This window comes from Microscilla marina ATCC 23134, from assembly GCF_000169175.1.
GTDB lineage: Bacteria > Bacteroidota > Bacteroidia > Cytophagales > Microscillaceae > Microscilla > Microscilla marina.
Genome location: NZ_AAWS01000098.1, coordinates 1 through 11,061, shown reverse-complemented (window position 1 = coordinate 11,061; position 11,061 = coordinate 1). Strand labels below are relative to the sequence as shown.

Below are 11,061 nucleotides of genomic sequence, written 5' to 3'. Positions count from 1 at the left end.
ATGAAAAGCGTATTGTTAGTTAAGCCCCGACAGGTTTGCCTGTTCCCCAGGCAACTACCTAAGGATTCGTATAGCCAAGACAAGTAGCTTATTAAGTTGCAGTATTATTTGATTACTTCAAATAGTATAGATATTTGTAAAGAAGAGGGTTTGTCAGACACCGTTAGTGCAGTGATGCTTTAAAGCTCGCTTAAAAGCTTGGTGCAAATAGGTTCAATGATTCCCCTAATGGTGGAAAGTCTTGACAGAGACTTTACCCCGCTTAAAAGAATATTACATGTATATAACCTATTGTCAAACCCTCTTTTTACTCAATAAAGGTTCAATTTAGTGCATTAATCTGTGATGAAAAAATCGGAGACTAAAATAAAAAGTAGCAAAGCCTCTAAAAAGGTGAATTTGTCTGATGAGCTAACCAAGGTTAGGTTAAAAGTGGCCGGGGTAGATATTGCAAACAATATACATTATACAGCTGTTTCACCACACCTGACAAAAGATAACATCAGAAACTTTGGTGCTTTTACCGCAGACTTGCATCGCATGGCAGATTGGTTTAGTGAACTGGGGATAGAAAGTGTGGCAATGGAAGCCACAGGTATATATTGGCAAAGTTTATATGAAATTCTTGAGGACAGAGGTTTTGATGTGGTCTTAGTAAACGCTCGTTATCCTAAAAATGTAAGTGGACGCAAAAGTGATGTTTCTGATTGTAGTTGGATACATACATTACATAGTTATGGATTATTGCCTGCTTCTTTTATTCCTACACAGGATGTCAGAGAGTTTCGCACCTATGTACGCCAGCGGCAACAATTGACCAAGCAAAAAGTGCAACACATGCAACATGTAGGTAAAGCCTTGCAGCTGATGAATGTCAAAATACAGAATGTGATTTCAGATATTGAAGGTAAACTAGGAATGAAGGTTATTCGTGCTATGCAGCAGGAGAGCACTCCAGTGTAGAACTGGCAAAACTTCATAATAAAACACTCAAAGCCACCAAAGAAGAGTTTACTTTATCACTTGAAGGGAACTTTCGTAAAGCGCACTTATTTTCTCTCCAACAAGCGCTTAGTGCCTATGATTTTGTCCTGAAACAAATCAATGAATGTGAGACAGAAATAGAGCAAATACTCCATAAATGGGATACAGGAGAAATTGTGGCAAAGGAAGATTGGCAAAGCCGAGTAAAAAAAAAACAAAGAGGAAGAATGAATATTCATTTGATTCTGCTTCTTATCTCAAAGATATTACTGGGGTCGATTTAACAGAAGTAGATGGTTTTTCAGAAAATACGATTATCAACATTTTAGCAGAAACAGGAATTGATATGAGTCATTGGAAAAATGCTAAACATTTCACGAGTTGGGCAGGGCTTGCACCCAGAAGAAAAATATCAGGAGATAAACTCTTGGGGCATTTTAAAAATATGAATAACAGTCGGATACATCAAGCATTTAAATTAGCTGCTTGGGGGCTCAATAATAGCAAATGTCACTTGGGAGCCTTATATCGGAACCTAAGTCTTAGAAAAGGTTCAGGGATTGCTGTTCAGGCAGTTGCCCGAAAACTAGCTACTATTTTTTACAATATGATGAAATACAAAACACCATATCGGGGAAAAACAGCAGAGGAATATCAAGAGCAAAACAGAAAACGAAAACTCAAAGCCTTAGAAAGACAAGCCCGAAAAATGGGCTTGAAACTAGAAAAAATATAAAATTAAAGTGCTGATAAACAGGGTACTTATGAAATCGGTAGTTAAAAGCCCCGACAGGTTTGCCTGTTCCCCAGGCAACTACCTAAGGATTCGTATAGCCAAGACAAGTAGCTTATTAAGTTGCAGTATTATTTGATTACTTCAAATAGTATAGATATTTGTAAAGAAGAGGGTTTGTCAGACACCGTTAGTGCAGTGATGCTTTAAAGCTCGCTTAAAAGCTTGGTGCAAATAGGTTCAATGATTCCCCTAATGGTGGAAAGTCTTGACAGAGACTTTACCCCGCTTAAAAGAATATTACATGTATATAACCTATTGTCAAACCCTCTTTTTACTCAATAAAGGTTCAATTTAGTGCATTAATCTGTGATGAAAAAATCGGAGACTAAAATAAAAAGTAGCAAAGCCTCTAAAAAGGTGAATTTGTCTGATGAGCTAACCAAGGTTAGGTTAAAAGTGGCCGGGGTAGATATTGCAAACAATATACATTATACAGCTGTTTCACCACACCTGGCAAAAGATAACATCAGAAACTTTGGTGCTTTTACCGCAGACTTGCATCGCATGGCAGATTGGTTTAGTGAACTGGGGATAGAAAGTGTGGCAATGGAAGCCACAGGTATATATTGGCAAAGTTTATATGAAATTCTTGAGGACAGAGGTTTTGATGTGGTCTTAGTAAACGCTCGTTATCCTAAAAATGTAAGTGGACGCAAAAGTGATGTTTCTGATTGTAGTTGGATACATACATTACATAGTTATGGATTATTGCCTGCTTCTTTTATTCCTACACAGGATGTCAGAGAGTTTCGCACCTATGTACGCCAGCGGCAACAATTGACCAAGCAAAAAGTGCAACACATGCAACATGTAGGTAAAGCCTTGCAGCTGATGAATGTCAAAATACAGAATGTGATTTCAGATATTGAAGGTAAACTAGGAATGAAGGTTATTCGTGCTATTGCAGCAGGAGAGCACTCCAGTGTAGAACTGGCAAAACTTCATAATAAAACACTCAAAGCCACCAAAGAAGAAGTTTACTTTATCACTTGAAGGGAACTTTCGTAAAGCGCACTTATTTTCTCTCCAACAAGCGCTTAGTGCCTATGATTTTGTCCTGAAACAAATCAATGAATGTGAGACAGAAATAGAGCAAATACTCCATAAATGGGATACAGGAGAAATTGTGGCAAAGGAAGATTGGCAAAGCCGAGTAAAAAAAAAACAAAGAGGAAGAATGAATATTCATTTGATTCTGCTTCTTATCTCAAAGATATTACTGGGGTCGATTTAACAGAAGTAGATGGTTTTTCAGAAAATACGATTATCAACATTTTAGCAGAAACAGGAATTGATATGAGTCATTGGAAAAATGCTAAACATTTCACGAGTTGGGCAGGGCTTGCACCCAGAAGAAAAATATCAGGAGATAAACTCTTGGGGCATTTTAAAAATATGAATAACAGTCGGATACATCAAGCATTTAAATTAGCTGCTTGGGGGCTCAATAATAGCAAATGTCACTTGGGAGCCTTATATCGGAACCTAAGTCTTAGAAAAGGTTCAGGGATTGCTGTTCAGGCAGTTGCCCGAAAACTAGCTACTATTTTTTACAATATGATGAAATACAAAACACCATATCGGGGAAAAACAGCAGAGGAATATCAAGAGCAAAACAGAAAACGAAAACTCAAAGCCTTAGAAAGACAAGCCCGAAAAATGGGCTTGAAACTAGAAAAAATATAAAATTAAAGTGCTGATAAACAGGGTACTTATGAAATCGGTAGTTAAAAGCCCCGACAGGGGGCAAGTCCCTAGATGCCGATGAATATCGGTGCTTCAAGCGACAAGTCGCAAGTCCTTAGATACCGATAAATATCGGTGCCCCGCAAGCGGGATGTCGGCGTAGCCTCCACTAGGCAAACCCTGTTTAACTGCGTTGAGCTCATCACAGCAAACTGCTGTAGATTCGGTTCACAGGTAACTACACTTTTGTATCGCGTTGATTTTCATCAACTTACAAAAAGCGTAGTTAAAAACTAAAAGTCACCCTTGATTTTAATTGTATCTCATAAGGATACAAATAGTACCATCAAAAACGTAAATAAAGCCTTAATCTAAAATCTAATAGCATTTTTATTTCACTACTTTGACCGAACCATATAACGGATAACCTAACCGCTAATTTACTGATAATCATAGAGCAATCAATCCCCGGTTTGTGGCGGAGATGATGGGTTTCCCGCCAACGTGAACGGAATTACCATTCCTCGCCTCCGAAATGAGTCGATCAAAGGTTACGGAAACGCGGTAGTGGTGCCACTGGTGGTGGAGATTTTTCGGGGGATTGAGGGAGTAGAAAGTATGCGGTAAAGAAATACCTGTGCCGTATTGTGAAACTCTCGTTCTTTATTGGACTATATCAGCCACTGGTTATTCATACTTGCCGATTGCAGTAAAACAGTCAAAACATACCTTTATAATTTCTGATGCACAAAAGGAAGAACTGAGGGCTTTTTAGGTTAGTATGATTGAAGATTGGAACTACAAAAAAAGACTGCCCTCATTGGCTAAGTATAGGCTCTGGAAATCATTTATCGAGATAGTTTTAAAAAAATATCGGGTTCCTGACAACAAAGAGTTTGCTGCACTTAGAAGCTGGCTTTTTACCCAACGACTAAGGTTCAGAAGAGGACAACTTGCCCAGCATTTTATCGATTTGTTAGAAGAATTAGACCCTGCCTGGAAAGAATCTAATCGAGGTAATCCAACAAAAACTAAGTAAACCTTACCCCAACAGTTTCAAGAGCGAATTGTTGGGGTAAATTTGCTTGAAATGAGTACCTTTGAACAAATACTGCCTGCCTTTCCACATTTTCAAAATATTTCTTGTTAAAAGTGTCCAAAGTCAACCACTGAGATAGGTATATCCAATTGATAGCCAAGATAAAGAAAAAGCTAATGGTCAAAAGCCAAGAACAAAAAGGTCAAAAGCTAATCTACTCAAAGAACAAAAAAGCTAAAGGCTAATCTATTCGAAGAACAAAAAAGCTAAAGGCTAAGCTACTCGAAGAACAAAAAAGCTAAAGCTCAAAACCAACTACTTAAACCAAACCAAGGTCATGCGTATCCATTTATTCAAGTGCCTTCTTATTGTGGGAGTTTTGCTTTTAGGAGCCAGTGGTCACACCACCGCTCAACGAAACTATAGTGTCAAGTTAATTGCCACAGTCAGTCCTCCTCATAGCCCCTTCTTACACTCCTATAGCTATTCTAGCGCCCTTACTCTCCATCTTATATTAAATGGGGTCACCTCGTACGCTGGTTACTTGCGAATTAAATTGGAAAGCGTGGATGGGCGGGGAATTGTCATTCAAACCAGGGCTAACTATTTGCCTTTGCTCGATTTGGGACCTAGCCAAACAATGAACGGCTCAGATTTGGCGGATTATTTTGATGTAAACAACTTAGATTTTCTGGGGTACTCTCGGCAACAGTATTTAAAGACGAAAAGAATCCCTGATGGTATCTACAAGCTATCCTTCTCATTCGTAGATCGTTACCGCCCTGGTGTGTCGGTATCTAATGTAGATATTTTATCGGAGAAAACACTGAGGGTATTTGCTTTGCAGCCACCCATACTGAATTTTCCGCTAATGATGAGTCAAGTTAATAAGACCAATCAAAGCTTAAAACCCATTCCGATCAGCTGGACAAGACCAGCTAACACTCCTTTCAATCCTGAGTATGAATTGATATTGAACGAGCTACGCCCCGATTGTCAAAACCAATATGCGAATATAAACGCAAATAACCCAGCCGCCAGCCGAATATCTCAAGGCGAAATATTCAATTGTCTGGGTCCAGAAATATTTCGTACCAGCACAACTAGCCTGACTTATAACTATGGTATGCAAGCCGAACCTATGCTGGGCTTGGGCAAGTGGTACGCCATCCGCATCCAGGCGCGCGACCCCCAAGGCAGAACCTTGTTTATCAACGATGGAGTAAGCCAGATTCGGGTGTTTCGTTATGGCAAACCTTGCCCCATCCCGATTCGCTTAAAGGCGACTGCCCTCAATCCCTACCAGGTACAACTCGACTGGGATGCCCTGCCCGACCACACAGGTTATACGGTACACTTCAAACGCGAAGGCGATGCCTATAAATGGTACACCCAACGTGCCCTCTCCAACCGCACCCAAATCAATGATATGGAACCCGGAGTCTCCTATTCGTTCAAACTTACCGCCAACTGCAACGCCTTTGGCAGCGAAGAAACCGCCACTGTAGATTTTAGAATGCCCACCCCCAAGCCCACCGGAGTACAATGTGGTAAACCCCTGACGGTAGACCTGAGCAATCAAACTCCGATCTCAAATTTGCGAGTAGGCGACAAAATAATGGCGGCTGACTTTGAATTTACCCTGGTAGAAGTCAAACCCCTGGGGGGAGGTTGGTTTGCGGGCAGAGCCTATACCCACATCAATTATTTTCAGGGAGCCAGGGTATTTGCCCGCTTCGACCGCATCAAGATAAACACCGACAAACGTCTCATCGATGGGGAATTGACCACTGATGGGGCAGGTACCCAAATCATACCCGACGAGTGGCGCGACCAATACCTGAGCTTTACGGGCGAAATCAACAATTTATTTGACGAGATAGAAAGAGGGCTGGATAAAATAGACCAGGTGGTAGGTAAAATAGACCAGGTACTCAAAAAAGTAGAACAGTGGGTAAAAAACTACAATGGTCCCGATAAAGCCGAGTTACTGGAAACCATCCAGATTGGCAAAAAGGCGATTGAGGATGGGAAGGAGGCCATCGACAAAGGCAAGGTGACTGAAGGGTTGAAAACGTTGAAGGATGGCAGTGGGAAGGTGATCAAGGCAGCGACCAAAATCATTGGCAACCGTTTACAAAAACTCTTTGCCAGTCTCAAAGACATTATCAAAGAAATTGTGCAAGAGCTAAAGGGCAAAAGCAGGCAAAATATAGCCCAAAATAAAAAGGAACAGGCTACCGAAAACAAGCGACTACAAGAAGTGGTACAGAAGGCAAAGGAAGACCGGGCAGCAATGAAACTGACCCAGGCAAAACCAGATAATGAGGGAGTACTCACTTATATTCCTATTTATGAACAGCCCGCAGAAGTGGCTGTACCCGAAGAAGAATGGAAAAAACGCTTAAATAATGGTAGCCTGGAAAAATGGCGGAAAACCCGCAAAAAGCTAGTGAGCACAGTTGTTAAATTAGAGATAGAGCGTTTCAAGTTTGATACCCTGGCAAAGATGGGTGGTGGTCAAATATTAGAGACCCTTCGAGGCAATATTGAAAAAGACATCAAAGAATTAGGGCAAGGTCTGCTTGAGAAATTTATGAAGGGTGATGGTATAGAAGCAATGAAGTTGTTTGTGAGAAAATTTATCAACGAAAAAATGAATGAACGCATTCGCGTATTCTATAAAAAAGACTAAAATACCTCAATCCAATCAATGATGAAAAAGATACATTACTTCCTATTGACCCTGATTCTACTGGTGGCTTCGTTTGGGGCACAGGCAAGCGATAGCACCAGCACCCAACGCTACTACTATAAAAAAAGTCGGGCACAGCAAATGGCAAATTTGCTCGATCAGCAAATCAGGCAAAATGCCTGGTTGCCCAAAGCCGCTAAAAACTACTTGATTGATGGAAGGGAGAAGCACTATGGTCAGCCTACTTTTGATGCTATCACCCAAGATCAGCTAAGAAAAAGATTGCAAATTATTCAAGAAGACACCCAAGTGGAGTTCTATATTATTATCCCTCCTCCCTTGCTGTTGAACGAGTTTATTCAGGCAGATACTACCATTCAGGGAAAAAAACAGGTCAAGCTTATCAAAGAAGACTCTTCCAAGTTGTATAAGCAGTCCATGGCAGCCATTCAGCAGTTTACCCAAGACGTGTTCAAGCGTAGCGAATTAAGCAATGCCAGGCGTAAGGGCTTGCTGCTTAACCTGGATAGTTTTATCAAAATATCGGACAAAAAAAAATCGACGATTGTAGAAGAGATACAAAATGCCGCCCTTTTAAAGGATAATGTATATCCGGTGGAGCTGTTTTACCCTTGTTTGGTTTTCGGTCAGCGTATCAACGTCGAAACGATTAAAAAGGGGGTGGCAGCGATCAGGAAGAGCACCTATAAAAACAAAATCTCTTCTTCTGGGCAAAGTGGAAAGATATTCTTCGACTACCGACAAACGGCTTTTCTGACCAAGGAATATGTAGCCACGCTGGAAAAGTTTATCAGGGAAGAAGGGAAAGACTTCACCAAAGAAGACAATGTAGTCACCCAGTTTCAGTCTACCCTGCGGGCGCAACTCACCAAGATGCCTTTTAGCAAAAAAAATGAGTTGCTGGGCAAGGTCAGTGTATTTAAAAAAGACCGGGCAAGGGTATTCAAAAAAGGCAATATTACTGTCAACGACTATGCGGGTATATTTACCGACGATATTCATTCTTTCCTTAATAAAGATGCTTTCCTCAAGCAATTTACTAATGATTACACCCTGCTTTTATTAGAAATAGTTACTACTTCAGAAGCGAGTGTAGACAGCTCTATGGCAGATTTTGGTTCCAGGTTTAGAGGTAAAACTGCTCACCAGATTGCCCACGAGCGCGGCATTAAACCCAATGCAGTGCGTATAAGTATGCACTTTAGGCAAAACAAAGCCAAAAACGAGGTAGAAGTACTTTGGACAATGAGGTTGGGCGATTACCTCTACCTCATGGAAAAAGAGCAAACCATTGTCATTAGCCAGGCCAACAGCTACGATGGTTTTGGTATACTGGCCAAGCACAGCCTGATGATGTTGGAAAAAGGGCTGGTGCTGGCGGTCAAGCAATTGGGCAAACTCAAAATCCCCGAATCGGTCTGGAACAACCCCAACTTAAAAGAACCCGCCAAAACGATTTTACCACTGCTGGTGGGGATATACAATGGCTTGGTAGAGCAAGCCCAGGAAGCTCCAGAGGATATCAAGCACTTGATGTTGCTTGCCAAGGCCATTGTGTGGTATATCAGAGACGAGACCTACCGAAAAGACCTGAACCAAAAGCTGGAGGAGATAAGAAAACTAGGGCTGGAAAAGATCGTCAAGCAGATTATAGAAAGCGAAAAAGAAAAGTATAAAAACATCAATAACCCGTCTTATGTGGTGGGTAACTTTCTATCGGTGGCAGTCATTGAAATTGTGAAGGCATTGGCTACCGGAGGTGCCACTCTAGGAAAAGATGTATTGAAGGAAACGGTGGAGCAAGGTCTCAAAGAGCTCAAGGATTTTAAAAACTTTAAGAAGAAATACAAAAAGAAGAAAAAGAAGGGCAAGGATGGAGATAACAAGAAAGGTAAAGGCAAACAGAAAAAGCCTGAAATCATTGTAAACAACGCCTTGCTTGCCGAATATGTAACGTATAAAGACAAGAAAAAAGTCAAGAGCAAGACGACGGTGGGCAAAGGGCAAACCACTACCAAAGAAGGTGAAAAGCTGCTTACTATCAACAAGTTGCAAAAGAAAGGAACCTATAGCAAAGCTTATGTGATCAAAAAGATGGTAGACAAAGCCTTCAAAAAGCCCACAAAATTGAAGGGCATTTTCGCTACTTCTGAAAATACAGAAGTAGGGCGTTGGGCAAAGAGCAAAGGCTATCAAACGGTAAAGATCAAAGGCGGGGTGAAATTTGTGAAGGCGGCTTATTTTGTTGAGAAGCAAAAAGATGGCAAAACCTGGAAAGTGTTTAAAAGTAAGGTTGATAAGGTTTTGTTGGCACAAGGCATTTATACCGATAAGTTACAGACGCTCAATATTGCGCTTGCAACATCGGTAAAAAAACAACAGCGTGAAGGGGTGCTGGATGCTTTGTGGAAATCTCTCACCCGCATTGCCAAAAAGCAGGTGAACGTGGTGTATACCCAGAAAAATGAGGATAAGCAACTATTTAAGGGCTTATCTGCCAACGCCAGCCAGGAGGCATTGAACAAAAAAGGGGGACAAACCTCGATTGGTCATTGGGCAAAAGCTAAAGGTTATCAATATACCTTGCTCAGCCGAAACAATGCCGATAACCAAATATTGCAGGTACGTTTTGCCAAAGTAGCCTGTTTTGTGGTGGGTACCCAATTGGATGCTATTGGTGGGAACAAAGCCATCCAAGACTTGAAGGCTTACCAAGACTCAGTATGGGCTTATGACCATACCGCCAACAAACGAGTGCTCAAAGTAGTCACAGGCACCAGCCAAAAACAAGCCTCAGCATTGGTAGCAGTTGCTATGGCTCAAGACACCCTCTATGCCACCCCTGAACACCCTTTTTATTTACCCAAACTCAAAAAATATGTCCCAGCCTCAGAGTTACGTCAAGGCAATCATTTGCAATTAAGCAATGGCACTTGTACCACTATTACTTCCACCCGTTGGTCAGACACCCTCGTCACGGTATACAATATATCGGTAGCCAAACATCATAATTATTTTGCGGAGGGAGTGTTGGTGCATAATAATGCCTGTGGAGATATACAGCTGGTGATAAGTGAAGAAGATTATCAGTACCTGACAAAGAAAAACTTATCAAGTACCACTTGGGGTTTGATCCAGCGGGTCAATGGTAAGCCTGTGATCAAGATGAAGGAAGACAAGTTATATTTGTTGCTTCACTTGAGAGAGAGCCAAGGGAAAAATTTGAACGAAAAGATTTTACTCAAAATCCCCAATATTCAGTTTGTATTTTCTCGTCCTAAATTTATTGCTGCCATTCGTGATTATTTGACAGTAAAGGAAATTCAGGTCTTTTTTAAAGACATGTTGGTGAAGAGAGACAAAAAAAACGAGTTAGTACTAAAAGACCTAGTGGTAGAATTTCGTGATTATGGCAATCAGTTTTTAAAACCTGCCTTGGTAGAGAACTGGAAAACGCTTTATAACAAAAATAAAAAAATACTGAGAAAAGACCTCAATGCCTTGCTTGATCCCAGCAAAGCAATGAAAAAAAATTACCTGAAGGAGAACTTGGCTAAGATAAAAAAAGCTGCGCCCAAATGTAAAAAATGCCTTGAGTTTTATAAAAATAGTACCAAAATACGAGATAATATTATTGATGAAGCTGAATCTGCTGATTTGTATTACCAAAGAAACACAAAAAATGTGGATTGGATTACTTTTTTTGGGGATTATGAAGCCCACCATATCTTGCCCAAAGATTTGATTGTAAATAGCTCAGCAATGCAGTTTTATTTAACTCATTATAAAGGAAGAGATATTATTGATTTCAATGACCTAGAAAATGGCATTATGCTCAAA

At 40.7% G+C, this 11,061-nt stretch carries 8 protein-coding genes; all 8 read left to right on the top strand.

Translation table 11 applies throughout. From position 1 onward, the window contains the following. The first annotated feature begins 345 nt into the window (after nucleotides 1–345). On the top strand, nucleotides 346–963 hold the full coding sequence (locus M23134_RS40730; RefSeq protein ID WP_002705978.1) for an IS110 family transposase: 618 nt from the start codon (nucleotides 346–348) through the stop codon (nucleotides 961–963). Between the two features lie 178 nt (nucleotides 964–1,141). After that, entirely contained in the window at nucleotides 1,142–1,720 is a 579-nt protein-coding gene (locus tag M23134_RS40725; protein ID WP_053337460.1) for a transposase, read from the top strand. Nucleotides 1,721–2,089: 369 nt separating this feature from the next. Next, nucleotides 2,090–2,773 (top strand): IS110 family transposase, encoded by a 684-nt coding sequence (locus M23134_RS40720; protein WP_002705976.1) that lies wholly within the window; start codon nucleotides 2,090–2,092, stop codon nucleotides 2,771–2,773. 114 nt (nucleotides 2,774–2,887) lie between these two features. Next, nucleotides 2,888–3,466, top strand: a complete 579-nt coding sequence (locus M23134_RS40715; protein ID WP_053337460.1) for a transposase — start codon at nucleotides 2,888–2,890, stop codon at nucleotides 3,464–3,466. 504 nt (nucleotides 3,467–3,970) lie between these two features. Next, complete coding sequence (locus M23134_RS42605; RefSeq protein WP_002705972.1) at nucleotides 3,971–4,093, top strand: hypothetical protein; 123 nt, start codon at nucleotides 3,971–3,973, stop codon at nucleotides 4,091–4,093. A gap of 193 nt (nucleotides 4,094–4,286) precedes the next feature. After that, complete coding sequence (locus M23134_RS41945) at nucleotides 4,287–4,505, top strand: helicase associated domain-containing protein (protein ID WP_198145141.1); 219 nt, start codon at nucleotides 4,287–4,289, stop codon at nucleotides 4,503–4,505. A gap of 337 nt (nucleotides 4,506–4,842) precedes the next feature. After that, on the top strand, nucleotides 4,843–7,200 hold the full coding sequence (locus M23134_RS36625; RefSeq protein ID WP_075164118.1) for a fibronectin type III domain-containing protein: 2,358 nt from the start codon (nucleotides 4,843–4,845) through the stop codon (nucleotides 7,198–7,200). An 18-nt stretch (nucleotides 7,201–7,218) separates the two neighbouring features. Beyond that, on the top strand, nucleotides 7,219–11,061 hold a 3,843-nt coding region (locus tag M23134_RS36620; protein WP_262492935.1), incomplete at its 3' end, for a polymorphic toxin-type HINT domain-containing protein.